This window comes from Paenibacillus allorhizoplanae (assembly GCF_927798215.1).
GTDB lineage: Bacteria > Bacillota > Bacilli > Paenibacillales > NBRC-103111 > Paenibacillus_E > Paenibacillus_E allorhizoplanae.
Genome location: NZ_CAKMMW010000004.1, coordinates 196,100 through 220,932 on the forward strand (window position 1 = coordinate 196,100; position 24,833 = coordinate 220,932).

Genomic DNA, 24,833 nt, shown 5'->3' on the forward strand with positions numbered 1-24,833 from the left:
CTAGCAACCACCTGTCATTGAAATCATTTAAACGAGGTATTTTGCCGCTGGAATAAGAACTCCGCCACGAGGATGATCGACTTCTCGATAGCTAGCAGGTAAATTCGGGTCACCTGAGACGTACTCGGGAAGCTTCGGATACGGATAAATGGGTCTTTGGAAGCTGATACCATTCGGAGCAAAACCATCTTTAAACGCGGTTGCGATGAATTTCTCCGGCGCTTTTCCATGCTCAACCCATTCCACTAATGCGGATAAAATGTCATATTCACGATCTCTAGGCAAATTCGAATGGCCGCCTTGGCCTAGATCATTCAACCCCGGTCCACCTCCGCAATGGCCCATGCCTGGCACAAGGAATAACCGGAAGAAATCCTGGGTTTGGTCTAAGCTGCCCTGATGTTCAATCACTCGCTCATAGTAATGGAGTGCATCTTGATACGGAACAAGTGGATCCGACATCCCCGTGTACAATAAGATTTTCCCACCTAAAGCTTTCATCTCGCTGACATCAGGATTATTCGCATTGAGAATCGGCGCTAATCGCTCATTCAACGTATCCAAATCCCGATCAAAATCAAATGTCGTATAATCGAAATCCGCCCCGAACACCCAATTAAATGGATATAACAAGGACGACGGTAACCGTTCTGGATCTTGTTGAAGATCCAACCCTCCCCCACAATCCTCACTTCCATATGGTAGTGGCGTATAAATACGTTCGCCTGTTCTTGGATTGGTTGGACCTGCATAAATCAGCTTCAATGCGGATATCTGTTCGTCGGTGAGGCTAACCCCCTCATCATCACCCTGTGAAGCCGCCAACGTCTCTGGGTTGAATTGCAGAAGCCTTGGGTCGGTTAAGAAGTTATCACCATGGAGAGCACCGCCATCCTTCCCCCGTCCATGTTCGACTACTTTACGAGTTATGAATGCCATTTGCTCTTTAGAAAAGTGCGCGCCTGTCCCTTGATTCGTTGCTTTGAAATTCCATAAAAACCCAGTGTGCAAGTGAGTGCGATTGTTTGCTGGCGCCCCAGCGATGATGCCTTGATAATCAGTCGGATAGCGCTGCGCTTCCATTAACGCTTGTTGCCCCCCCGTTGAACAACCCATGAAATAAGCGTAGCTGGCTGATCGATTGTAAAATAATTGGATGAGCGATTTCGCTGCTACCGTCATCTCGTGTGTTGCACGATAACCGAAATCCACCCATCGTTCCGGATGGCTAATCGCCTCAAAGGCATTTGGCGAGGTACCCATATCCGTATTCGCCGTCGCATAGCCTCGCCGAACCCCAAATGTAAGTGGATTGTAGCTAATATAACTTGCACTACCACCATTCCCCGTCCCAAGGAATCTGCCATTCCACTCTTGTGGCAACCAGAGCTCCACACGAATGTTTGATTGCGTGGTTGGCTTCAGCTGGAGGGAAACTCGGCAAAATGCTGGCAAATCCGTAATTATCCTATCGTCAGCTAAGGTGAGACTTCCTTCTGTCACCATTTGAACATCCGTAATCGTACAACCTGGTATGTCAACATTTTCAAATATTCCTTCCAAAATGCCGTCCCCCTCAGAGATGTCCACCCTATTTACTTCAATGACATCTGATTTCAAATACTCTAGCATGATCCAATCCATTGGTGCTTAAGACTTCCAATCGAAGCTTACTTACTTGCTCTAACCCCACATGGCGTGTTACTTGCCGCTGGTAATTATCCTGAATATTCATCACTTGACGAGCAGCTTCGTCTGGATTCGCAGCATAAGCAATGATTCGGAAATCCTTCAACGTTTCCGGCTGCGGTCCCCATTCATTTTTCTTATGCAGCTGATCCTCTTGTGTCAGTGTCAGTCTCCGGTGCATGCCTGTATCCAGCACGATGGTGATCTCGCTGATGGAAACCGGTGTTTCCCATGCTAACTCAATCCAAGGTGCTTGATCATCAGGATGTGACATCCACCTGTGGGAACCAGGAACGACGAGATCCAGCCTAACACCATTTGTGCCATGCATCGCACGGGTATAGCCGTCGATTACATTCGATGCTTGGCCTTGAGGTTGTTCGGAAGAAGCGCGAACTGTCGCTTGGCTAGACAAGTTATCGCTTGCCGGAATACCAGGTAGAAACGCATCCTGCCCGATAAGCCGTTGTTGCGTTTTCCGAATCAATTCTTGATTTTTATACGCCATCTCAAGTGAAATACCTTCTTGAATCGCCAGTGCGGCGAATGTTCCCGCACCTTGCCCCATTACACCACAGGTAGCCATGACTCTCGTGCTTGAAAAAGCAATATGTGTAGCGGATATATTGCGTCCAACAAACATCAAATTCTCCACATTCGCACTGATCAATGACCTCAGAGGAATACCATATACGTTGTTTGTATGCGGTTGATGGCAGGGATCAATCTCTTTGGCCTCAATCCCCTGTGGTGGATGTGTATCCATGGGCCACCCCCCATACGCGATGACATCTTCAAAGTGAACCGATTCTTCCAGATCCTTTTGCGTCAATACATGTTGACCGATGAATCGTCGAGATTCCCGCTTGCCAGGCACGAAGCCGAACCAATCAAGCGCCCAGTTTTCAGACTCTGGGTGATGACCACTATTTTTGATATGATCCCACACGCCCATCATGATGGCCAGCAGTTCGTCACGAATGAATTCGTTATCGGAGATCGTATCCAATAGTCCGCCGAACTCTACCCACCAATAACCGTATTCCCATGAAGCATGACTGCGGTACTTCAAATCTTCTTCGGAATAGCGTTTCGCCCATACAGGGGGAATGAATGCCATTGGTTTCCCCATGTTTCGAGCCGTAAATAACAGCGAAGAACCGAGCCGATACGTATCGGCTACTGCCCCAGCGAAAGACTCTCCATATTGTTCAGAAGACTCACGACCTGTCGTGAATCGCGCTCCTGCTTCTTTGCCGAGACGTCCGTCTCCCGTACAATCCATGAAAATGTTCGCACATATTTCGAAGCTATGTTCCGTGCTTTCCCTCGTTGCCGAAGCTGACACGATTCGGTTTCCATCCATTCGCACGCCGATAATGGCTGTATTCAGCATCAGCGTCAGGTTCGGTTCCGCTCTGCACTTTTCATATAAGAGGAGATCCAGCATTGAAGCGCTTCGCTGTGGATTGCGAACGGCGCACTCCAGAAGAATTTCTTCAAGGATGCCCCCTTCTCTTGCTTCTGTTTCGAGTGCTGTCCCCCGTTTGGAATGCGCCGCCCCGACGATATGCATACGGATCTCGGAAGAGGCATTGCCTCCCAGAACAGACCGATCCTGACAAAGCGTAACCTTAGCACCGTTCCTCGCAGCCGCAATGGCAGCTACAACACCGGAAATACCGCCTCCGGCAACGAGGATATCTGTTTGAATTCGTTGTTCCTTGTTATCTCCACTCATCATTACAATTCTCCCCCACGATCAGTTTCATTTAGAATGACAGAAAGAGATGAAGCCAGAAGCCTCTTCATCCCTTTTCAACCTTTTTCTACCTACTTCACGTATCCGAGCTCTTTCACTTTTTTCTCAGATGCCTCTAAGAACGCTTTGTAATTCATGGAACCTTCCAATGTTTTCAGGAAGCTATCATATTCAGTGAGAGGTCGTTTCCCATAGATGAATTTGGAGAACTCTTCTTCCACATACCGATTTGCATCAGCTGCGTTATAGCCACTCGGGAAATCAATAAAACCGTTCACCGCTTGAAGGCGTGGCTGTTTATTGGCAAAGTCAATTAACTTAATTTGTGGAGCAAATTTCACGGACAAATATTCCATCTCAGGACGGCCGGTAAATTGGTAGAGCCAGAAATAGGCACCTTCTTTGGCCATCAAATCCGTTGGAACCACTTTTTCTCCTTCGAGATTAAAATGTTTTCCTTTTACACCGTATTGCACTAGCTTCGATCCATCCTTCGAGGAGACATAGTTCAACAAATCAAATACCTTTTGGAGCTTATCAGGCGATTTCTCCAATGATTTCGGAAGCGCATACAATCCTGCGGGATTGCCTATATCCCAAGATGCCGTGAATTTACCGCCTGGACCTTGCAAGGCATCGATTTGCACCCAGTTCACGTTGGGATTGATGGCTTTCATCTGTTCAACGTTCTGGGCAGTTGTCATGTCCGACCAAGCTGTGTAAAATATACCCGCTTGTCCTTTGATCGCCTTTTGCATAGCCTGTGTTTGCGAGGTTGCCATGAGTTCTGGATCAACCACACCTGCAGCAACCATATTTTTAATAGAAGCAAGCGCATCCTTCATACCTGGCGCATAGAGAGAATTGACCACTTTATTATCTTTCACATAGATGGCTGGAACTTGACTGCCGTCCATAAGACCCACACCATAAGCACCGAAGAACGTGTTGAATGCATTCAGTTTCGCTCCTGTGATGCCGAATGTATCTTTCTTCCCATTGCCATCCGGATCTTTCTCCGTAAACGCTTTCGCAACTTCAAGCATTTCCTCTGGCGTGGTTGGAACTTTTAGATTTAGTTTATCAAGCCAATCTTTCCGAATCCAGAACGACGTTTTGGAAGCCGTAGGTGCTTTGGCGATGGCTAATGTTTTGCCATTCAACATCCCTTGTTTAAAGCTAGCCTCACCGATGAAGTCTTTCGCTGGCTTTAGTTTATCTAGATACGGCGTCAAATCAAGTAGAAGGCCTTGGTCCGATAATTGCTTTAACTGTACACGATCTACGGCAAATAAATCAGGGAAATTCGCTGAAGCCATGCGCACATTTAACTGATTCTTGTAATCGTCGGGAGACGCATAAACGGTTAGGTTAATTTCAGTATGTAACGCTTTGTCCAGTTCCTGCTTGATAATATCCTGATCTGGAGTTGGAAGCCCGGTTCCCGTTTCAATGATATCCAGCTTAACTGGCTTTGCATTGGCTGCTGGCGTACTGCTTGTTGCTGGCTTCTCGGCGGCCTTCTCTGTAGGTTTATCAACTGAAGGTGAACCTCCACAACCAGCAATCAGCATAGCTCCTGTTAACGTCATTGCCAGCATCGGTGCATATATGTTCTTTTTCATAGAAACCCCTTCTTCCTCTAGTATAGTATACATTTTTTTTGAACTATATTGTTACCGCGACCAAAGTCTTTAGGCTGCAGTCCCTCTTCCTCCGGCCTTGCGGGATCAACCTTTGACAGCGCCTAGCAGCATCCCTTTTGTGAAATGTTTTTGAATAAAAGGGTACACGAGAATAATCGGCAAACTTGCGGTAATGACGGCAGCCATTTGCATTGTTTCGGTGGGCAGCACATTCTCGGCATTTTCCAATAGCGGCAGCTGTGTCATCATGAGAACTTCGCGAATAACGACTTGTAGAGGATATAAGTTACGGTCAGTCACGTACATAATCGCTTGGAAAAACTCGTTCCAATGTCCAACCATGTAGAACAGCCCGACTGTAAGCATGGAAGGCACAGCTAGCGGCAATACAATTTGCCACAGAATTCGAAATTCCTTGGCACCATCCATACGAGCGGATTCAAACAACTCTTCAGGAATGTTCTCGAAAAAACTTTTCATAATAAGCACATTAAAGCTCCATACAGCATTCGGCAAAATCATCGACCAGACGGAATTCAGCAATCCCATATTTTTCACAATTAAATAAGTTGGAATTAAGCCTCCGCTGAATAGCATCGTAAACACAATCATAAGAAGGAAAAATCCTCTTCCCGGGAGATTGCGACGGCTAAGCGGATAAGCCATCAGCGACGTCAAAACTAGATTCACTATGGTTCCGACGACGGTAATGAAAATCGTAATCCAGAAAGCCCTTGGAATGTTCGTTGTGGTAAATAGCTCATGATAAGCATGGAATGTGATCGATTTCGGGAGTAAGATAAACCCTCCATGCTTCAGCACTTCGGAGAAGGGCGTAATGGAAACGGATAGCACATACATCAGTGGAAGGATCGCTGCTAAAGATGTAAGGCCGAGAATGAAAATCACAATTGTATTGACGATTCGATCTTCCCAAGTTCTTACCATGCGCTCTCCCCCCACTTCTTCGATAATTGATTGGATCCGAGCACAAGCACTAAGCCTATGATTGATTTAAACAAGCCGACGGCCGCAGCCAAACTGAAGTTAAGCTGTTGAAGTCCTGTTCGGAATACCCATGTATCCAAAATATCGGCTACTTGGTAGACTTGAATGTTATACAAGATATAAATTTGATCGAAACCAGCATCCATGATATGCCCTAGTTTCAGTATCAGCAAAAGCACGATAACATTCCGAATGCCAGGCAGTGTAATGTGCCACATCATGCGAAGTCGACTGCCCCCATCCACGCGGACTGCCTCATACAAGGTTGGGTCAATCGAAGCCATCGCAGCTAGGTAAATGATAGCCCCCCAGCCCAGATCCTTCCACACTTCCGAAGCGACCAGAATCGTTCTGAAATGATCGATCGAAGTCATGAATCCGATCGATTGGCCGCCACCTTCGACAAGCCACCGGTTGACGATACCGGAGCTCTGAGACAAGAGGGTGTTGAGGATGCCGTAGATAATAACCCACGATAAGAAATGCGGCATATAGGTCATCGTTTGTACAATCGTTTTGAACCAACGCAGCCTGCATTCATTGAGCAGCAAGGCCATGATAATGGGTGGAGCAATCCCGAAAACCAGCTTATATACGCTGATCAATATGGTATTTACCATCAGCTGTCCGAAATAAGGAGAGTGAAAAAATTGTTGAAAATGCTTATACCAAGGGTCCGCCCAGTGGCTTCCGACGATACCATCCAGCATTTGGAAATCCTTGAATGCGATGATGATTCCGTACATGGGAATATATTTGAACACAATGTAAAAGATCACACCTGGCAAGAGCATCAGGTAAAATGCGCGAAAACCCCAAACCTGTATGATTTTTTGCCTTAGCTTCGATTCCCTTGCCCTGCTCCCGACCTCAGGCACCCGCTGCTGAACCGTTATCTGCTTATCCATGAGACCACCTCTTTTTCATTTAATCCATCGCTTCGTAACGGGGTGATCTCAGTATAGCAAGCGCTTTCTTCAGAAAATATACAGTAATCCTGCGAAAATGTTCGAATTCTTGCAAATGACTCTGCAGAGATCTGATAGTCCGAAATTGCCGAGTAATCCTCATTGTAATTCGGAAATATCGAACTAAAGCAGCTTAGAGCGACTTTAATCACACTCAGCATCTCCAGCATTTCAATCATCGCCAACCTCTGCACTTCTCCTACACAAACAAACGCCGCCAGCTCCAATAATACGGAACTAGCGGCGTTTTATTTTACTTTGGACGCGTAGCGACCCCTGCCAAGAAGCTGAGCATGAACTGTACCGCTAGACGCGAGGTCACATTTCGTACATCGACGGTCGGATCGATGCAAACGAAATCCAAACCTTGCACCTGCGGCAGCGATCCGAGCCGATGGAGGGCATCCAGCGCATCCCATGGATTCATCCCGCCAGTGCCGATCGCTGGGCAGCCCGGTGCATATGCCTGATCGACCACGTCCACGTCGAAACTCACATACAGCACATCCGTGCCATTACCCGCAAGTTGAAGCGCCTGGTCGAGCACCGCATCCATGCCCATCCGACGTATATCACGTGACGAAAATACATGTACGCCTTTACTCTTCACGTAGTCATGATAAGGCTTCGAATTCATGAAACCTCGAATGCCGATTTGTACGATGTGTTGTCCCTCTACCACACCCGATTCGAGGATGCCTCGGAACGGCGTACCGTTGGTGACGCCACCGTCCTCAAAATTACGGACATCATGATGGGCATCAAAATGAAGGATACCCACTTTTTTCCCAGGATGACGGCCTACGAAAGCTTTGATCGACGGGCAGCTCGTCGAATGATCGCCGCCAAAGATGATCGGGATCACCCCCGGCTGTACTCTATATAGCGCGCGCAAGCTTTCCTCAATGCGGCGGTGACATTCCGCGATATCCGTCACATGCATTTGGATATCGCCGAGGTCGCGAACGGCTAAGTCTTGCAGATCAACACCATACTCCATCGAGTATGTAGTAAAAGACTTGAATGCTGTACGAACCGCGGTCGGCGTCGTTGAAGCACCTGAATGCGAGATCGACGACTTAGACAGCGGAATACCTATGATCCCTGCAAGCAATGGCTCTTGACCGTCCCACTGGCGAATCCAATGGGCAACCTTGGTTTCCATGTGATCTCTGAACACAGCTTGATCAGGCGGTTTGAGAAAAGGGATTTCGTGGCTCATCGTGCCCCCTCCTCCTTACCTGATTCTTTTGCCACAATAGTACGGTCCCATACGATCACGTTTCCGTTTTTGATAACCCCAAACGTATGGTTAATTCCGAAATGATACGGCAAATAAGCCAGATTCGGCGCATCAAAAATGGTTAAATCCGCACGCTTTCCCACTGCGATCGAACCGATACTTTCCCCACGTCCCAGCGCATTCGCTGCGTTGATGGTGCATGCTGTTAATATCTCCTCCGGCGTCATCTTCAGGTTCAGCGATGCCAGCATCATAATGAGCTGGATCGACTCGGTCGGACAGGACCCTGGATTATAGTCCGTAGCAAGTGCCACCGGCAGTTCATAGGTGTCGATCATGTCTCGTGCACGCGCATGTTTGGCCAGGCCTAGGTTGAACGAAGTGCCCGGTAAGAGCACTGGAATCACGCCATGTTCCGCCATTGCAGCGAAGCCTTTATCGGTCGCAGACAGCAAATGTTCAGCGGATATCGCACCGATTTCGCTCGCAAGTTCCGCCCCGCCAAGCGGTTCTATTTCATCTGCGTGTATTTTCGGAAGCAAACCGCACTCCTTTCCTTTCAGCAGAATTCGGCGCGACTGCTCAATGGAAAAAACACCTTTTTCACAAAATACATCGCAAAACTCCGCAAGCTCCTCTTCAGCCACCTTGGGAACCATTTCATTGACGATGAGGTCTATATATTCCTCGGGACGACCTTTATACGCCAGCGGGACCGCATGTGCCCCCATAAATGTCGAAACAATTTCGACAGGGTGAGTATCGTTCAAACGTTTTGCCACACGCAGTTGCTTCAATTCATCTTCCAAGGTGAGACCGTAGCCGCTTTTCGCCTCAACCGTCGTGACACCATTCAACAGCATCTCGTTCAAACTTCGACACGCCTTATCATAGAGTTCCTGCTCGTTGGCTTCGCGTGTACTTTGCACCGTATTAAGTATGCCTCCACCCTGCGCCAAAATGTCCAGATAGGAGACACCGGACCGCTTCAGCGCCAGCTCATGCTCACGGGAACCGCCATGAACGAGATGGGTGTGCGGATCGACCAGCCCAGGTGTAACCATACGACCACCAACATCAATGGTTTCTACGACTTCAAGATCCCTCATAAGTTCCAGAACATCTTGTGATGTGCCAAACGCGACGATGATCCCCTCACGTATAGCTAACGCTGCGTCTATGATTATATCGAGTTGCTTCATTTGCTGCCCGCAGCGCGGTGCATTCCCCGGTGGGGTAACCAAACGGCCAATCCCCGTAATAAGCAAATCAATCCGTTCCATCTGCTCCCCTCCTTCACTGACCCTGCTCACGCATCGGGATGCGAATGCCGTGCTTTTCCGCCGTTTCAATCGCTTCATCGTAGCCCGCATCCACATGACGGATAACCCCCATACCGGGGTCAGAAGTCAGCACACTTCGGAGACGCTCATCTGCAGCATCCGTCCCGTCCGCTACGATCACCATCCCTGCGTGCAGCGAGTAGCCCATCCCGACGCCACCGCCATGATGGATTGAAACCCAAGATGCGCCTGCTGATGTGTTGATCAACGCATTCAGGATCGCCCAGTCGCCAACCGCATCGGAACCGTCTTTCATCGCTTCCGTTTCACGATTTGGCGAAGCTACAGAGCCACAATCTAAATGATCGCGACCGATCACAATCGGTGCTTTCAACTCGCCATTTCTCACCATGTCGTTCAATGCCAGACCGAATTTCTCACGCTCCCCATAGCCGAGCCAGCAAATACGTGCCGGGAGACCTTGGAACGCGACACGCTCACTTGCCATCGTAATCCAACGGCGCAGGCGATCATTGTCTGGGAACAACTTCATCACAAGTTCATCTGTTTTACGAATGTCTTCCGGATCGCCTGAGAGCGCTACCCAGCGGAAAGGTCCTTTACCTTCGCAAAAAAGCGGCCGGATATAAGCTGGAACGAAGCCGGGAAAATCGAAAGCATTGGCAATCCCTTGGTCGAAGGCGACTTGACGAATATTGTTGCCATAATCGAACACGACGGAACCCATTTGCTGAAGGTCAAGCATTGCTTGCACATGGGTCGCCATACTGTTCTTCGAAAGCTTCACGTATTGCACAGGATCCTTCTCACGAAGTAGCGCTGCTTCCTCCAACGAAAACCCAATCGGAATATAGCCAATTAGCGGGTCATGAGCCGACGTTTGATCTGTCACGAAATGTGGCTTAATGCCGCGACGCACGAATTCGGGGTAGATGTCCGCAGCGTTCCCCAGCAGACCGATGGACAGCGACTTATTCTCTTCCATCGCTTTACTTGCTAGCAGCAGCGCTTCATCTAGTGTTTCAGCCAGCACATCACAGTAACGAGTTTGAATTCGGCGCTCAATGCGCGTTCGGTCAACTTCGACTGCAATGACGACGCCCTCATTCATGGTGACGGCTAACGGTTGAGCACCGCCCATGCCGCCAAGGCCTGCGGTTAACGTCAACGTACCTTTGAGCGAACCTCCTGTATGCTGGCGGGCTGCTTCAGCAAAGGTTTCATACGTACCTTGCAAAATCCCCTGCGTCCCGATGTAAATCCAGCTGCCCGCGGTCATTTGCCCGTACATCATCAGCCCCTTTTGCTCTAGCTCACGAAAATGCTCCCAATTGGCCCATTTGGGCACAAGTACAGAGTTAGAGAGCAGCACACGCGGTGCACGTTCATGGGTTTTGAACACGCCGACCGGCTTACCGGATTGTATGAGCAGCGTTTCATTGCTTTCCAGACGCTGCAATTCGCGGACGATGGCATCGAAGGAAGGCCAGTTACGAGCCGCCTTGCCGATACCGCCGTAGACGACGAGATCTTCCGGCCGTTCTGCGACTTCCGGGTCAAGATTATTCATCAACATACGCATGGCAGCTTCCTGAACCCAGCCTTTACAAGATAGATCAGTACCGCGAGGGGCGCGAATTACTCGTTTTGGAGGATAAGAATTCATCATAGTGATCTCCTCTCATATCAAAATAACTTGCCAGTCACAGCCTCAACCGCTTGCAGCCACTCGCCTTCCAGCAAAGCCGTCGCCACGTTTTCGATATCACGGGAAGTAGAACGGTCCTCCACAACGGGGGGAACGAGCGCCCGCAGCTTGTCGTAGAGAACCCTAGTCGCCGGAGCAAGTCCCTCGGCCCCTACAAATTCGGCAGCTTCGGCTGCACAAATCAACTCGATAGCCAACACCTTGGACACGTTGTCGATGACCTGTGCGGCATGGCGCGCGGCCGTTGTTCCCATAGACACATGGTCCTCTTGATTCGCTGAAGAAGGTATCGAGTCTACGCTTGATGGGTGCGCCAGCACTTTGTTTTCCGAAACAATAGATGCACTAACATATTGCGTGATCATCATGCCGGAACACACCCCTGGGCTATGGCTTAAAAAAGCAGGCAGTCCCCCGGATAGCGCTGGATTAACCAGCCGCTCGGTGCGGCGTTCCGAAATGTTAGCGAGCTCGCTCATGCCGATTTTCAGAAAATCCATCGCAAATGCGATCGGTTGCCCATGGAAATTACCACCGGAAATGACAAGACCTTTTTCCACGAATAACAACGGATTGTCGGTCGCTGCGTTCATTTCTATCGCAATTTTATCCTGCACATAGGCAAGAACTTGGCGTGTCGCGCCATGCACTTGGGGCAGACAGCGCAGTGAGTAAGCGTCCTGTACGCGAAGCTCTCCTTGGCGTGTGGTCAACTTGCTGCCCTTCAGCAGTTTGCACAAATTCTTCGCTACGCCGATCTGTTCTGGATAAGGGCGTACCTGATGCACCTCTTCCGCAAAAGCATCCGGAATACCGCGCAAGCATTCAACCGTCAGTGATGCGATCACATCAGCGATTTTCGCAAGTCGTTGTGATTTGATAAGTGCCAGGGTACCGATGGATGTCATAATCTGAGTGCCATTAATAAGTGCAAGCCCCTCTTTCGCCTGCAAGCTAATCGGTTTAAGCCCTGCATTTGCGAGTGCCTTCTCACCCGATAGGCGTTCACCTTGGTAATATGCTTCCCCCTCGCCCATCAGAACCAGTGCCAAATGTGACAGCGGAGCCAAATCCCCGCTAGCACCAAGTGAGCCCTGTTCGGGTACGACGGGGTGTACGCCACCGTTGATGCAGTCGATCAACAGCTTCAGCGTTTCCGGTCGAATACCGGAATGTCCTTTGGCCAGCGCGTTTGCGCGAAGCAGCATCAATGCACGAACCGTCGGTTCCGGCAGCGGTCTGCCGACGGCGCAGGCATGGCTGCGGATCAGATTAACCTGCAGCTGGACTGCGTCTTGCGGTGAAATCGTCACGTCGCTGAATTTGCCGAACCCCGTCGTGACCCCGTAGACCACCTGGCCCGCTGCGACCAGTTCCTCCACCATGTTGCGGCACGCAATCACACGCTGGAGCGCCTGTTCATCCAGTCCGACCGGCACATGATCATAAACAACCGCCGCGACTAACTCAGGTATCAATTGCTCCCCGTTTAATAACACTGGGGTCGCTTCTAGGCTGCTTTCCTGCTGTTTGTATACCATCGCCATGTCAACATAGACTCCTTTCCTTTCTCGCTTTACCAAAAGAAAGGGACCGTACGGAAGTTGTTAGCTTCCATACGGTCCCTTTTTAAAAAAGAGGGTTGTATGCGATTGTCCGGTATCAAGCTCCAGCCGATCCTTCATCGCGATCACCACTTTATCATTATTTTATTTTTGCCTTAATCTAATTTTCACACGCTGGTTCGCGAACTGTCAAGATGGCTGAAAGCCTAGTTGTTGCCGCCTGTCTTGTCGAATTACGCATCAATGCTTAAGTATCGGCTTCAATTGTGCAAGGATGTCCTCCATTTGCTTCGAGCATTGCTCGTACATTTCTTTGGCCTTTTTATTATTGGTGGACAATCCATACAACATTAAATCGCCTTCGCACTTTTTTAACGTTGCAAATAGCGCCGCTTTTTCCTGTGGCACAGGTACCGTGATCTTGTCATCATACAAGTCCACAAACAATTGGCCGTAAGAATCCACTTGACCAATAAATACATTTTCGACCGTGACACCTATTTTAACTAACTCCGTATCCAACCATGCCCGGCTAAAACCTAGGGTAGCCAAAGGTTCGTCCATGATTACACCATCCATGATCACAGCCTGTGGCTCCTTTTCTGGCGCAACCTGGATACCTAAATGTTTGGGCGTCAATGGTTGATTCTCGCGCGTCAAGAGGACATTAATTTCTCCACTTGGTTCCATAATGGCAAATTCCACATCGGCCACTTTAAATACCGACCTTTTGCGCAGTTGCTCCATGAGTTCATCCGTTGTTAGACGTTCTTTCTTTAAATTATCTTCCATGACCTTGCCGTCTCTAATGAGAATTGTCCCCTTGCTATCAATGAAATCCCGCGCTTTTTTACTTTTCATCTGCAGAAATTCAATACCTAACGTACATGTTACCCATACCCCTATAGCGACCAACCCTAGATACCATGTCGTATCCGTGTCCAACGAGATATACGCCGCGAGATTACCAATGGAAATCCCGGTTATGTATTCGAAGAAGGAGAGCTGGGTCACTTGCCTCTTACCCAACAGCTTAGTCATCAGGAAAAGCACCACAATTGATAAAAATGTGCGTAAAACAATTTCAACCCAATCTAACACGATAATCCTCCTCTTGTTGCTGTAAAATTCCAATTGTATTCAATTGTTTGTTGAATGCACGAAATTTATGCAAATAAAAGGAAAATGTTCCAGTTACTATCCTGCCCGTTCGATCATCGCATAAAGCGATAAGGAGGTTATCATGCACGATCAGCTACGTCAAAAGCCCAAGCTTCTTTCCAGCTATAACTAACGCATCAATAGCAAAATCAAGATCTTCTAACGTATGATTTGCCGTGACAATGAACCGCACGCGGCCTTTATCCATCGCGACCGTCGGGAAGACAATGCCTTGCGCGAACACCCCTTGCTGCAGCAGCAAATCTGAAAACAACATCGCCTTGGCCGGTTCGCCGACGATGACGGGTACGATTGGCGTTTCGCTAGCGCCCGTGTCGAAACCAAGTGCCTGCACCTTCGTGCGGAAGTAGGTCGCATTCGACCATAACCTGCCAATCAACGATTCGCTTTGCTTTAGCACGCGAATTGCAGCCAAGCAGGTTGCGGCCACCGAAGGCGGCGCAGAGGTGCTGAACAGAAATGGTCGTGCCTTCTGGACCAGGAAATTCTTCAGCACCTGATCGCCAGCCACATAACCACCAACCGCTCCAACCGCTTTAGACAACGTGCCTACTTGAATGTGTACGCGTCCGTTCAACCCAAAGTGGTCCGTGGACCCTTTGCCGTTGCGTCCCAACACACCGCTCGCATGTGCGTCGTCAACAAACACGATGGCGTCGTATTTCTCCGCCAACTCAACAATGGCGGGGAGCGGTGCGATATCACCGTCCATACTGAACACGCCGTCGGTTACCACGACGCGTTTCGCAAACGACCCGCACTCGCGAAGCACCGCCTCGAGCTGGTCCATATCCTTATGCGCATAGATGCGGCGCTGCGCTTTGGTCAGCCGGATGCCATCGATAATGCTGGCATGGTTCAACTCATCGCTGATGACGACATCATCAGTCCCCAAAATCGTCATCACACCTTGGTTCGTTGTGAAGCCGGATTGGAACACCAAAGCGGCTTCCGTTCCTTTGAATGCCGCCAGCTCTTGCTCCAACTGGTCATGAATGTCCAGCGTGCCGGTTATCGTTCGTACGGAGCCGCTGCCAACACCATATTGTTCAATTGCTTGGATGGCTGCCTTTTTCAAATCCGGATGATTCGTCAGCCCCAAGTAATTATTTGAAGACATCTGCAGTACACGACGACCACCGATGTTCATCCAGGTGTCAGAGCCGGACTCCCACACAGAAATTGGACGATAACGTCCCTCCTTCTTCAATTGTTCCAGTTCATGCTCAAGTGAGCTCCAATTGGCCATATTCGATTTCCTCCTTCTGCCGCAGCGGCATACTGTCATGTGTAAATATCACTTTGCCACATAGCCCGGAAGCCATCAGCTCAAACGCCTCTTCAAATCGGTCCAGTGTAAATGTATGTGTAATAAGGGGGCGCAAGTTAATGCGTTTCTGCTCAATTAGCCCCTTCAGCTGATACCAGGTTTGGTACATACGTCGGCCAGTTATCCCTTCTATCCGTAGCCCTTTGAAGATAATATGCTTGGATAAGTCCAGTGAAACCTCTTTGGTCGGAATGCCTAGTAAGGATAATCGAGCAGCTGGCGCCGCAGCTTCGAAGCCGGCGCGAATGGCATCCGCATGGCCAGACATTTCCAGCACTACCTCAGCGCCTTCTCCTGCAGTAGCAGCCATAATCGCGTCTGCAAGTGGAGTTTGGGTGCTGTTAATCATGATGTCGGCTCCCATCTGCCTAGCCAACTCCAATCGGTATGGATTCACGTCGGCTGCGATGACCAAACCTGCCCCGCTAGCCTTCGCAACGGCGACAGCCATCAGACCGATCGGCCCAACGCCGATGATGGCAACCGACTTGCCAACGATATCCCCGGAAAGCACCGTTTGCACCGCATTGCCTAACGGATCTTGCAAGCAGCCGATCTCATAAGGCATGTCCGCGCGGTTATGGATCACGTTAGACGCCTTCACGACCGCATACTCAGCAAAGCAACCAGGCGTTGTAATACCGAAACTGCGCGTGTGCGGACAGACATGTGCGTTGCCCGTACGGCAAGTTTTGCATACACCGCAAACCATGTGCCCTTCAGCCGAGATATGATCCCCGGGCTTCACGTGCTTCACATCGTTGCCCACTTTCACGACGATACCAGCAAATTCATGACCAAATACATTCGGCGTAACGACTGCGCTTTCGGCCCAAGAGTCCCATTTATAAATGTGCACATCCGTACCGCAGATTGAAGTCGCTTTTACCCGAACCAACACTTCATCTGGCCCATAGCGCGGAATCGGTAACTCCTTCAAAACGGCTCCCGGTGCTCGATGCGTTTTGACCAACCCCATCATCGTTCCCATAGTATATTCCCCCTTTTTACAAAAATGCGTTATAGTATATTTTTGTGCGTTATATAACTCTTATACATCATATTATACACATGTGCGTTATATTGTATATAGGGTATCCGCCTATGAATTAATAATTTTCTAGGAGTCGTTTGCCAATTGGTAGGGTTGGTTTATAATGAGGAATAGCAAATCGACCGTTTTCGTTAGGTAGGCAGGAGGAACCATAAGTGGAACAAGAACACGAACAGATTCATAAAAAAATCGGCAAAAGCCTGCAAGCGATTCGTAAAGCGAGGTCGTTGAGCTTAGATCAGGTCGCAGAGCTAACCGGCGTGAGCAAAGCAATGTTGGGACAAATCGAACGTGGAGATTCGAATCCGACCATCTCGATCCTTTGGAAGATCGTGAATGGCCTTCATATTTCTTTTACATCGTTGATTGAAGATGAGGAGCCGAAGGTAACGCATTTTCGCTTCTCCGACACAGAACCCTTGATGGAAGAAGACGGCCACTATCGAGCGTTCCCGCTCATTCCTTTTGACCAGAAGAAGCAATTCGAAATTTATACGGTCGAGATGGATCCCGGCTGCAGCCACGCGTCGGAGTCTCATAATGAAGGCGTTGAGGAATACATCCTTATGATGCAGGGCAGTCTCGAAGTGACGTTTCATCAAGAAACTTTTCAGATGACGGTGGGAGATGCTATTCATTTCTCTGCCGATCAACCGCATACATACCGGAATACCGCAGATATCAAAACCATGTACCATACGATCATTGTGTATCCTTCGTGAATTACTGTTTTTGAGCGTTAATTCTTCATTGCTAGATGTCGAAAACCCACCGCAATAGAAAAACGGTGGGTTTTCGACATCTAGACGAATTGTTGAAACCGAAGCATTTCCTCAAACAAGACGAAGTGACTGTCTAGAATCTCATCTGGTGTTAGTTTCACGCCTGGAGCCGCAAGCCCCATGTTTGATTCAAAGGTCATACTCATGCCTCCGCAGACATGATGGATGGCAGAGGTCAGATTGAACGAAGGATGAGCGACAGCCGCCTCGCCGACCACTAATTGATTTCGTTCTACAAAAGGCAAGCCTTGTTTGGCAAAAGCAACACCTAGCTGCCCACATAGGGCAAATAGTGAATCTCCACAAAGTGATTGGCGTTATTCGCGCCCCCATGCAGCTGCACGGTCAGATCCGGCACTTCCACATCCGCGAGTTCTAGCAGCGTACGGGTTTCCTGCGCCATTGGGAGAAAGAAATTATCATGCATCAGATTCACACCATCATCGTTAAAATAAGAACCGAGAAAATCCGATGCCTCTTTAATCGGATGCACAGCCTTGAAGTCCGGCCACCCACAGAGCGAAGCTGATTGTTCATAATCTCGATTTGACCAATAAACTGAAGCGTCATAAACGATTTATTGGTAGCAATGAATTGGGTCCACGCTTTATAGTCCATCGAGAGCCAATCCGGAGGCGTCAATCCTTCCTTATAAAATTTATTTAAGTATTCCACCATTTTTTTGAATCCAGGATCGGTCGCCCCGTACTTGATTTTCCCAGTTGCTTTATCTTCAAAGAATCCCGGATAAACGCCAAACGAAGGTCCGAAATATTTTAACGTATTAATGCCATGCCGGAAGACGAATGGGTAGCTATCAGGATACTGTGCTTTCAGCTTTTTAGCCGTCTCGTAAAGTTCATCCCAGGTCTTAGGCTCTTGCAGGTTTTTTTTCTTAAAAATATCGTCGCGATAAAAATACACGAGCTGATTCCCTGCCCCCATCCCGTCGTTGAGCACGTGATACATTTGTTATTTCCTAATAGAATCACACGTGTTACGGCATACTCACCGGTTTTATCGCTCGCTTGATTGGAAGTCCTTCCAACCAAGGAGAATCGGCTGACAATACATATTCGGATCGATGAATTTCATCAAGTGCGGCAAGGAGCTTTCCTTTCTCCGGTGCCTTCATCGTGAAACATAGCTGCATGGTAGGCTTCTCGAGGCTATTTCCGGTTATTTCAATATCAGGGATCATTTTCATCTTCATGATTTGAATGCCTTGATCCCCTAACGCGGATGCGATCTTGCCGAGCACACCTGGATGATCCAACACCTTAACGGTAATCTCATGAACACGTCGATTTCTTAGCAGGTATTTCTCCCATTTGTTCAATAATATCAAACTAACTAATGCCAAGAAGGTGCACAACACAGCCACGAAGAAAAACCCGGCTCCGACACATAGTCCAACTGCAGCCACAACCCATACGGAGGCAGCTGTCGTGAGCCCACTGACGACGGAGCCATTCCTTAGAATGGCTCCTGCTCCAAGAAAACCAATACCACTGATGACCTGTGCTGCTAGTCTTGCTGGATCTGCACGCACATTCGATTCATTGACGAATTCCGAGAACCCATAAATGGATAGAAGCATGATCGTAGTAGAACCCAAACAAACTAAAATATGCGTTCGAAATCCGGCAGCATGGTTACTCCATTCCCGTTCTAATCCAATTAATCCACCCAGCAGTGTAGCGATCAACATCCGAATTAATAGATCTAGGTGAGAAATATGCCAAACACTGGAGATTACCGTCATAACCTTCGCAGTCCTCCCTTAAGCCAATGAGATTTGAGCTAACGTTGCCCCTTTGTATTCTGCTAATTGTTTGGCACAATCCAGGTGTTGCCAAAATAAATAGGATTCGTTAGCGCAGCCATCAACGTCATATCGACCTCTTGGAACAACCGCCAAACTTCAGCACGTACAAATGTCGTGCCCTGTGCGTCGATTTGGATCGCAAGAACGCCATCTGCCGATACGTCAATTTCCTTTTCCAAGCCGCGATTGCTAATTAATTTCACCGTATCCCCGATTTTCAGATCCTCGGCTTGGAAAGAAACCATATGGCTAGTCTCCCCAACAGGGACCACGTCTCCAACCATATACGCACCGCATTTTAGCTGGACAAAAGGTCCTTCCGGTGCATATGTCATGCATACATGCCCCAAGTCGATTGCACTTAAAATACCATCCACGGTTTTCTCAGAAGCATATACCCATGTACAAGGCATGGCATGCTTCACATACGGATCCGGGCGATGTGTATCACTGCCGCCAACAGCAACAAGCCTTCTGCCTGAGACCAGTTGATCATGCCACCATTGCATGGCTCTCGCATTCCGATCTGCAAACGGCCCATTCCACACTTCTACCCAATCATGATCCACATTGAAATCCCATTCCCATGGGCAAAACTCGCAATGTGGGTGATTGATAACGACTTTCGCGCCATTTGCACGTGCTTCGGCTATCTTAGCCTCGACATCTTCCTGCCCTTTCACTCGAAAATCAAGGATGGGATCACTGACGCCAAGAAAATTACTATGGCCGAAATTCGTTGTAAACTCCATTCCAGGTATCATGAGAACATTCGTATTTCGCGGATACGTCAGGTTTTGACTGACGGTATTGTGATCTGTCATAGCAATAAAATCGCAACCGAGCTCTTCCATAATGGCTGCATTTTCTTCGAGCGTAAACGTTCCGTCACTATTCACGCTGTGTGTGTGCAGATCTCCCTTTAGCCAACGAGGCGTTTTAAACAGAAATTGGATGGTAACATGAACTGAACAACCTTCCTTCGGCACCTTGTAGGCGTTATGCAGTACCGCCCAGTTACCCGACGTTAATTCGCCAGACATGTAACCAGGCGTAGCTTTTTCCAGTCCAACTTGAAACTGTTTGCGCGCGCCCCCACTCCAACCTCTTACTCTCATCGTGTCCCTCAGACCCAGGTCAATGATTGCCTTTTGTTTACCATGCGATTCAATCGAATACGATACCACTAGTTCCTCAACGTGCTCAGGCATTTCAAAAGGTACTTCGATATAAGCGCTTTGCTCGGAATGAGCTATTTCGCGCGTAATTGTCATAACTGAACGGTTTCTTTCTTCAGGTTTCATCGCTTATCTCCTTGATTGGCGCCGTTCTAGGATAGGCGCACAGCTGCAATAATGGGGTAATGATCGGAAGGGTAGCCCCCTCCAATTTGCCTTCTATCGACGATCGTTTCTATGAGTTCTACCTCAGGTGATACGAAGATATAATCAATAGGCGCTTCATCTGCTCCACCTTTAAAATCGTGCGCAGTTCGACCTATCTCTCCTTCCAGAAGCGAATACGCGTCCCTCAACCAACCTTTGGGTCCTTCTTCCTTCGACTCCCCGTTTAAATAACGGATAGTAGCATTACTCGGATGACTATTCATGTCTCCCATCAGAATAACCGGTAGTGGTTGGTTAATCTGATGCGTGGCTATGTAATCCCAAATTACCTTCACGCCATTTTCTCTAGCTTCCTGACTGCGATGATCCAGGTGCGTATTGTAGACAACAAATACTTTATGGCTGTTCTTGTCTTTGAATCGAATCCACGTGCACATTCTTGGAAACATGCTGTCCCAGCTTTTCGTGGCGACAACTTCTGGTGTATCGGATAACCAGAAGTGCCCTTCTTCGAGAACTTCAAGTTGATCTTTTTTAAAGAAAATAGCATTATGCTCATCCTCGTGTTCGCCAAACCGACCAGTACCGATCCAATTGTAGGCCGGCAGCTCTTCATGAAGCTCCTTCAGCATGTCATGATACCCTTCTTGTGTACCGAAAAGTATAGGGTCGTGTTCTTGGATCGTTTGAGAAACGCGCTTAACGCGATAAGGCCATGCATTCTCCCCATCTTTCGGCTCGTTGTAGCGTAAATTGAAAGTTATGACCTTCCCTATCATCTCATTGCACCTCTTTTGTATCTATTCTTTTACAGAGCCTAGCATAATACCGTGAATAAAGTACTTTTGCAGAAATGGATAAATAATTAGAATCGGCACCATAGATACGACGATCTTGGCCGCATTGAGTGTTTTGTCCGAAACCTTCATTAATAATTCCAATTTGGAGGAATCCAGCTCCAGCATCGCATTCTGACTCACAACGAGCTGCTGAATATACGTTTGCAACGGATAGAACTCCGCGCTGCGCATAAAAATCATCCCGTCAAAGAAAGCATTCCAATGACCAACAATACTGAATAGCGTAACGGTTGCCATGGCGGGCAATGAAAGCGGCAGATAGACACGAATCATCATGTACCATGGTCCAGCTCCATCCATGTAACCCGCTTCGCTAAGTTCCTTCGGCAAATTACGGAAGAAGTTCATTAGCAAGATAACGTTAAACACCGGTACAGCCCCAGGCAATACAAGTGCCCAGATCGTATTAAACATCCCTAACGACTTAATCGTTAAATATAAAGGAATAATGCCACCGCTAAAGAGCATCGTGAATAGCATAAACCACATATAGATGGTCCGATGCGGGAATTCTTTGTTACTTCGAGACAATGGGTAAGCCATCATGACCGTTAAGACGAAGTTAATGCCACCGCCGAGTAATACCCGTTTGACAGAGACTAGAAAAGCATTAAAAAAGTGCGGCTCTTCCAAAATTTTACGATACGATTCCAAAGTAAACCCAACGGGCCAAAACTTGACAAGCCCGCCTGCCGCTGCAGCGTTATCACTAAATGAGACAGAGAACACGTGTACAACAGGCGCAAGCGACATGAACGAGATGAGCAGCATGATGAAGATGAGAATGGCTTCAGCTGCCTGAGCGGATATTGTTTTATTTCGTACCATAAGTATTCACCTGCTTCATTAGAAAATTCTGTAGTTTGCGTATTTATACGCTATTTTGTAAGAGAGGATAATGAGTATGAATCCAATCATCGATTTCAAAAGTCCGACGGCCGTTGCTAAGCCATATTGTGCCTGTACGAGCCCAACCCGGTAAACATACGTATCAATAATATCGCCTGATTGGTAAACAAGCGGATTATATAAATTGAAAATTTGATCAAAACCTGCATTCAGAATGTTACCAATGCTTAAGGTTGCCAACAATACGACGGTAGGAACCAAGCTTGGCAAGGTCACATACCATAACTGCTTCAAGCGATTAGCGCCATCCATTTCAGCCGCTTCATAGAGCGACGGATTAATACCAGCTAAGGCAGCTAAATAAATGATGGCAGCAAATCCAAATTCCTTCCAAATATCGGAGCTAACCACAATGGAAGGGAACCAACTGTTTTTTGCCAAAAACATGATCGGCTCGAATCCAAACATTTTCAACGCACTGTTGATGATCCCATCCAATGACAACATATCCATTACGACTCCAGCTAAGATAACCCAAGAAATAAAGTGAGGGAGATAGACCACCGTTTGCACCCATCTTTTGAAAATATGAAAGCGAATTTCATTCAGCAATATGGCAAATGTAAGTGGAACAATAAGATGCGCAATAATTTTACATACGGCGATAAATACGGTATTAAAGAAAATTGTTTTGCTGTCTTCCAGCTCAAACATATATGTGAAATTTTCAATCCCTATCCAGGGCGAATCCCAGATCCCCAAACCAATCTTAAAGTTTTGGAACGCAATGGCGATTCCGAACATCGGAATGAGGTGAAAAATAATAAGAAGCACAATTCCCGGTATGAGCATCAAATGATAGTGCTTATAAAATGATCTAATATTCATCAGCTATACACCTCTGTTCCCCTCATGATTGTACAAAAAGCGCACCACCAATCGGTTAGGCGGTGCGCTCTTGGCTAATGTTCACTTTTTGGATTTAGTCAGTTCTTCCGTAACTTCTTTCGTAATTTCGTCGCCGCCTTGCGCTTTCCAATCGGTTACGAACTTATCAAAGGCTTCTAGCGGCTTCTCGCCCATTACAATACCGAAGAACGTTTCTTTCTCCAGCTTTTGCAGATTAGCCCATTTTCTTTCCATCGTTTTCGTGTTTGCTGTAAATTCGCTATACACTTTATTCATGTTTTGTTTCAACAAATCGGCAGGTGCTGTGTAGCCATAATAGCCAGACCAATCTTTCAAATCCGCTTTCGGTTTCGCTTTATCGCGCGTAGCTTTATCGAACATTTCTTTCATTTCTGGACTCAGCTCTTCAGGCTTGGTTTGACCACCCATTGCCTTTTTCAACATATCTGACTTTCTTTCTACGGCATCGGCAAAATCGAAGGTCGCGTTCCCAATTGGCCAGTGTTCTGCACTTACTGAGAAATCAAGCTTCAATGCATCCGGGTCTACTTTACGTTGCGCATTAATAAAGGTGTTTGCGTAGACCATTGCGGCTTCAGGGTTTTTCATGCCCTTCTTCACAACGATAAACTGTGTACTCACTGGCACCATCATTGTATTTACTGTGCCTTTCGCATCAGGGATCAGATAGGGTACGAAGTCAGCCTTTGGATTGAGCTTCATCGTGTCAGCTGCCAAACCGCCGGACCACCATGGTCCGAAGAAAATCCCCGATTTGCCAGAAACGATATTCTCGTTCGGCTCTTTACGCAGTGCGAATTCTTTATCAATCGCGCCAGCGGCATACATATCACGCAGCTTACTGAGTGCTTGTTTCGTTTCTGGTGTGATCGAAGCATAGACAACCTTGCCTGAGCTATCTTTAATCCAATTGGAAACGCCTTCAACACCACCGGATGGATACGCACCGAACGCTTGGAAAATACCTTTGAAATCCCCACGTTGTGCTTTCCCGTTAACTGCGAGCGACTTCTCATACCCAGCAATACCCATCGTATCCGCTTTGCCATTACCATCTGGATCTTTCTCGACGAAAGCTTTGGCAATTGCGGTTACATCGTCAATCGACTTCGGAGGTTGAAGCCCCAATTTATCCATCCAATCCTTACGCACCCACACCATACTTGCGGCATCGGCTTGCACGCTGATGTTCGGAATTCCCATTAATTTACCCTTATAGGTCGCTTTCTCAAGCGCTTTATTATTCGTTGAACCATACAATTCTTTGGCCAATGGAGAGGCATATCTCTCGTATACTTTGCTCAAATCCTCAATTTGGCCTGCTTCTGCTAAAGCTAGAAAGATTTGCTCATTCACAAGCATAACGTCTGGTAAGTCATTGCTTGCGATAGCCAATTTCATCTTCTGTTCGTGATCCTGAGGAGCAGCATACCAAAGAATTTTAAAGTTAATATTCGTTTTTTCTGAAATGTATTTCATGTACTGGTTGCTTTCCACTGTGTCACCAGCTGGCAGCTTAGCTCCAGGACTTAAACTTTTGAACGTGGTAACTTCAATCGGATTTGGCATCTTGAAAGGATCCACTTTCACATTGGAATCCGCCGACGATTGTCCACCATCCTTAGTCCCTGTGTTGTTTGAACATGCTGTCATCAGAACAGCGATTGCCATCATGGAAATTAGAGCTTTTTTATTCTTCATAATGCCCCTCCTCTTTAATTACCCTACACTTACATCTTAGAGAAAATGAAAGGCATTTGGGTTCAATTCCGTCTTGTG

General features: G+C 47.7%; 22 protein-coding genes. 1 reads left to right on the forward strand and 21 read right to left on the reverse strand.

Annotated features, from left to right (window positions below; all coding sequences use genetic code 11):
- Window positions 1-27: 27 nt before the first annotated feature.
- From L6I86_RS09630 to tdh, 12 genes are all read right to left on the reverse strand, one after another.
- Window positions 28-1,644, reverse strand: coding sequence for a tannase/feruloyl esterase family alpha/beta hydrolase (locus tag L6I86_RS09630; protein WP_236286633.1), 1,617 nt, complete (start codon window positions 1,642-1,644; stop codon window positions 28-30).
- The gene (locus L6I86_RS09635) at window positions 1,601-3,430 is read right to left on the reverse strand and encodes an FAD-dependent oxidoreductase (protein ID WP_236286634.1); all 1,830 of its coding nucleotides are present in this window, start codon (window positions 3,428-3,430) and stop codon (window positions 1,601-1,603) included. The genes L6I86_RS09630 and L6I86_RS09635 overlap by 44 nt, the downstream gene beginning before the upstream one ends.
- 92 nt (window positions 3,431-3,522) lie before the next feature.
- A complete protein-coding gene (locus L6I86_RS09640; RefSeq protein WP_236286636.1) occupies window positions 3,523-5,076 on the reverse strand; it encodes an extracellular solute-binding protein in 1,554 nt (517 codons plus the stop codon).
- A 105-nt stretch (window positions 5,077-5,181) separates the two neighbouring features.
- Complete coding sequence (locus tag L6I86_RS09645; RefSeq protein ID WP_236286638.1) at window positions 5,182-6,045, reverse strand: carbohydrate ABC transporter permease; 864 nt, start codon at window positions 6,043-6,045, stop codon at window positions 5,182-5,184.
- Window positions 6,039-7,013: an ABC transporter permease gene (locus L6I86_RS09650; protein WP_420851863.1), complete on the reverse strand. Its 975-nt coding sequence runs from the start codon at window positions 7,011-7,013 to the stop codon at window positions 6,039-6,041. Before L6I86_RS09650 ends, L6I86_RS09645 begins: the two co-directional genes overlap by 7 nt.
- 313 nt (window positions 7,014-7,326) lie before the next feature.
- Window positions 7,327-8,295 carry a formimidoylglutamase gene (hutG, locus tag L6I86_RS09655; protein ID WP_236286639.1) on the reverse strand — a complete coding sequence of 323 codons (969 nt, stop codon included), beginning with the start codon at window positions 8,293-8,295 and terminating at the stop codon, window positions 7,327-7,329.
- A complete protein-coding gene (gene hutI / locus L6I86_RS09660; protein WP_236286640.1) occupies window positions 8,292-9,599 on the reverse strand; it encodes an imidazolonepropionase in 1,308 nt (435 codons plus the stop codon). The genes hutG and hutI overlap by 4 nt, the downstream gene beginning before the upstream one ends.
- A gap of 13 nt (window positions 9,600-9,612) precedes the next feature.
- Window positions 9,613-11,286, reverse strand: a complete 1,674-nt coding sequence (hutU, locus tag L6I86_RS09665; RefSeq protein WP_236286641.1) for a urocanate hydratase — start codon at window positions 11,284-11,286, stop codon at window positions 9,613-9,615.
- A gap of 20 nt (window positions 11,287-11,306) precedes the next feature.
- Window positions 11,307-12,869 carry a histidine ammonia-lyase gene (hutH, locus tag L6I86_RS09670; RefSeq protein ID WP_236286934.1) on the reverse strand — a complete coding sequence of 521 codons (1,563 nt, stop codon included), beginning with the start codon at window positions 12,867-12,869 and terminating at the stop codon, window positions 11,307-11,309.
- 264 nt (window positions 12,870-13,133) lie between these two features.
- Window positions 13,134-13,994, reverse strand: coding sequence for a DUF421 domain-containing protein (locus L6I86_RS09675; protein WP_236286642.1), 861 nt, complete (start codon window positions 13,992-13,994; stop codon window positions 13,134-13,136).
- Between the two features lie 154 nt (window positions 13,995-14,148).
- A complete protein-coding gene (locus L6I86_RS09680; RefSeq protein WP_236286936.1) occupies window positions 14,149-15,324 on the reverse strand; it encodes a glycine C-acetyltransferase in 1,176 nt (391 codons plus the stop codon).
- Window positions 15,302-16,396, reverse strand: a complete 1,095-nt coding sequence (tdh, locus tag L6I86_RS09685) for an L-threonine 3-dehydrogenase (RefSeq protein ID WP_236286643.1) — start codon at window positions 16,394-16,396, stop codon at window positions 15,302-15,304. Before tdh ends, L6I86_RS09680 begins: the two co-directional genes overlap by 23 nt.
- A gap of 218 nt (window positions 16,397-16,614) precedes the next feature.
- On the opposite strand from tdh, the gene L6I86_RS09690 reads away from it, so the two are divergent.
- Window positions 16,615-17,181: a helix-turn-helix domain-containing protein gene (locus tag L6I86_RS09690; protein ID WP_236286644.1), complete on the forward strand. Its 567-nt coding sequence runs from the start codon at window positions 16,615-16,617 to the stop codon at window positions 17,179-17,181.
- 80 nt (window positions 17,182-17,261) lie between these two features.
- Here L6I86_RS09690 and L6I86_RS09695 read toward each other — a convergent pair whose 3' ends face one another.
- From L6I86_RS09695 to L6I86_RS09735, 9 genes are all read right to left on the reverse strand, one after another.
- Window positions 17,262-17,486, reverse strand: coding sequence for a hypothetical protein (locus L6I86_RS09695; protein ID WP_236286645.1), 225 nt, complete (start codon window positions 17,484-17,486; stop codon window positions 17,262-17,264).
- Window positions 17,487-17,509: 23 nt separating this feature from the next.
- Window positions 17,510-17,668 carry a hypothetical protein gene (locus L6I86_RS09700; protein ID WP_236286646.1) on the reverse strand — a complete coding sequence of 53 codons (159 nt, stop codon included), beginning with the start codon at window positions 17,666-17,668 and terminating at the stop codon, window positions 17,510-17,512.
- 5 nt (window positions 17,669-17,673) lie between these two features.
- Complete coding sequence (locus L6I86_RS09705; RefSeq protein WP_236286647.1) at window positions 17,674-18,210, reverse strand: extracellular solute-binding protein; 537 nt, start codon at window positions 18,208-18,210, stop codon at window positions 17,674-17,676.
- A gap of 28 nt (window positions 18,211-18,238) precedes the next feature.
- Window positions 18,239-19,006, reverse strand: coding sequence for an MgtC/SapB family protein (locus L6I86_RS09710; RefSeq protein ID WP_236286648.1), 768 nt, complete (start codon window positions 19,004-19,006; stop codon window positions 18,239-18,241).
- Window positions 19,007-19,068: 62 nt separating this feature from the next.
- On the reverse strand, window positions 19,069-20,373 hold the full coding sequence (locus L6I86_RS09715) for a CehA/McbA family metallohydrolase (RefSeq protein WP_236286649.1): 1,305 nt from the start codon (window positions 20,371-20,373) through the stop codon (window positions 19,069-19,071).
- 26 nt (window positions 20,374-20,399) lie between these two features.
- Window positions 20,400-21,194: an endonuclease/exonuclease/phosphatase family protein gene (locus L6I86_RS09720; protein WP_236286650.1), complete on the reverse strand. Its 795-nt coding sequence runs from the start codon at window positions 21,192-21,194 to the stop codon at window positions 20,400-20,402.
- Window positions 21,195-21,215: 21 nt separating this feature from the next.
- Entirely contained in the window at window positions 21,216-22,103 is an 888-nt protein-coding gene (locus L6I86_RS09725; RefSeq protein WP_236286651.1) for a carbohydrate ABC transporter permease, read from the reverse strand.
- Between the two features lie 18 nt (window positions 22,104-22,121).
- Complete coding sequence (locus tag L6I86_RS09730) at window positions 22,122-23,012, reverse strand: ABC transporter permease (RefSeq protein WP_236286652.1); 891 nt, start codon at window positions 23,010-23,012, stop codon at window positions 22,122-22,124.
- 81 nt (window positions 23,013-23,093) lie between these two features.
- Window positions 23,094-24,755: a type 2 periplasmic-binding domain-containing protein gene (locus L6I86_RS09735; RefSeq protein WP_236286653.1), complete on the reverse strand. Its 1,662-nt coding sequence runs from the start codon at window positions 24,753-24,755 to the stop codon at window positions 23,094-23,096.
- Between the last annotated feature and the right edge of the window lie 78 nt (window positions 24,756-24,833).

Coding starts and splice junctions, on each gene's coding strand:
- hutG (WP_236286639.1), bottom strand. CDS start 8,295: ATGAGCCACGAAATCCCTTTTCTCAAACCGCCTGATCAAGCTGTGTTC.
- L6I86_RS09635 (WP_236286634.1), bottom strand. CDS start 3,430: ATGAGTGGAGATAACAAGGAACAACGAATTCAAACAGATATCCTCGTT.
- L6I86_RS09645 (WP_236286638.1), bottom strand. CDS start 6,045: ATGGTAAGAACTTGGGAAGATCGAATCGTCAATACAATTGTGATTTTC.
- L6I86_RS09680 (WP_236286936.1), bottom strand. CDS start 15,324: ATGGCCAATTGGAGCTCACTTGAGCATGAACTGGAACAATTGAAGAAG.
- L6I86_RS09710 (WP_236286648.1), bottom strand. CDS start 19,006: ATGACGGTAATCTCCAGTGTTTGGCATATTTCTCACCTAGATCTATTA.
- tdh (WP_236286643.1), bottom strand. CDS start 16,396: ATGGGAACGATGATGGGGTTGGTCAAAACGCATCGAGCACCGGGAGCC.
- L6I86_RS09730 (WP_236286652.1), bottom strand. CDS start 23,012: ATGAATATTAGATCATTTTATAAGCACTATCATTTGATGCTCATACCG.
- L6I86_RS09715 (WP_236286649.1), bottom strand. CDS start 20,373: ATGAAACCTGAAGAAAGAAACCGTTCAGTTATGACAATTACGCGCGAA.
- L6I86_RS09735 (WP_236286653.1), bottom strand. CDS start 24,755: ATGAAGAATAAAAAAGCTCTAATTTCCATGATGGCAATCGCTGTTCTG.
- hutU (WP_236286641.1), bottom strand. CDS start 11,286: ATGAATTCTTATCCTCCAAAACGAGTAATTCGCGCCCCTCGCGGTACT.
- hutH (WP_236286934.1), bottom strand. CDS start 12,869: ATGGTATACAAACAGCAGGAAAGCAGCCTAGAAGCGACCCCAGTGTTA.
- L6I86_RS09640 (WP_236286636.1), bottom strand. CDS start 5,076: ATGAAAAAGAACATATATGCACCGATGCTGGCAATGACGTTAACAGGA.
- L6I86_RS09700 (WP_236286646.1), bottom strand. CDS start 17,668: ATGCATGATAATTTCTTTCTCCCAATGGCGCAGGAAACCCGTACGCTG.
- L6I86_RS09630 (WP_236286633.1), bottom strand. CDS start 1,644: ATGGATTGGATCATGCTAGAGTATTTGAAATCAGATGTCATTGAAGTA.
- L6I86_RS09650 (WP_420851863.1), bottom strand. CDS start 7,013: ATGGATAAGCAGATAACGGTTCAGCAGCGGGTGCCTGAGGTCGGGAGC.
- hutI (WP_236286640.1), bottom strand. CDS start 9,599: ATGGAACGGATTGATTTGCTTATTACGGGGATTGGCCGTTTGGTTACC.
- L6I86_RS09720 (WP_236286650.1), bottom strand. CDS start 21,194: ATGATAGGGAAGGTCATAACTTTCAATTTACGCTACAACGAGCCGAAA.
- L6I86_RS09705 (WP_236286647.1), bottom strand. CDS start 18,210: ATGTATCACGTGCTCAACGACGGGATGGGGGCAGGGAATCAGCTCGTG.
- L6I86_RS09725 (WP_236286651.1), bottom strand. CDS start 22,103: ATGGTACGAAATAAAACAATATCCGCTCAGGCAGCTGAAGCCATTCTC.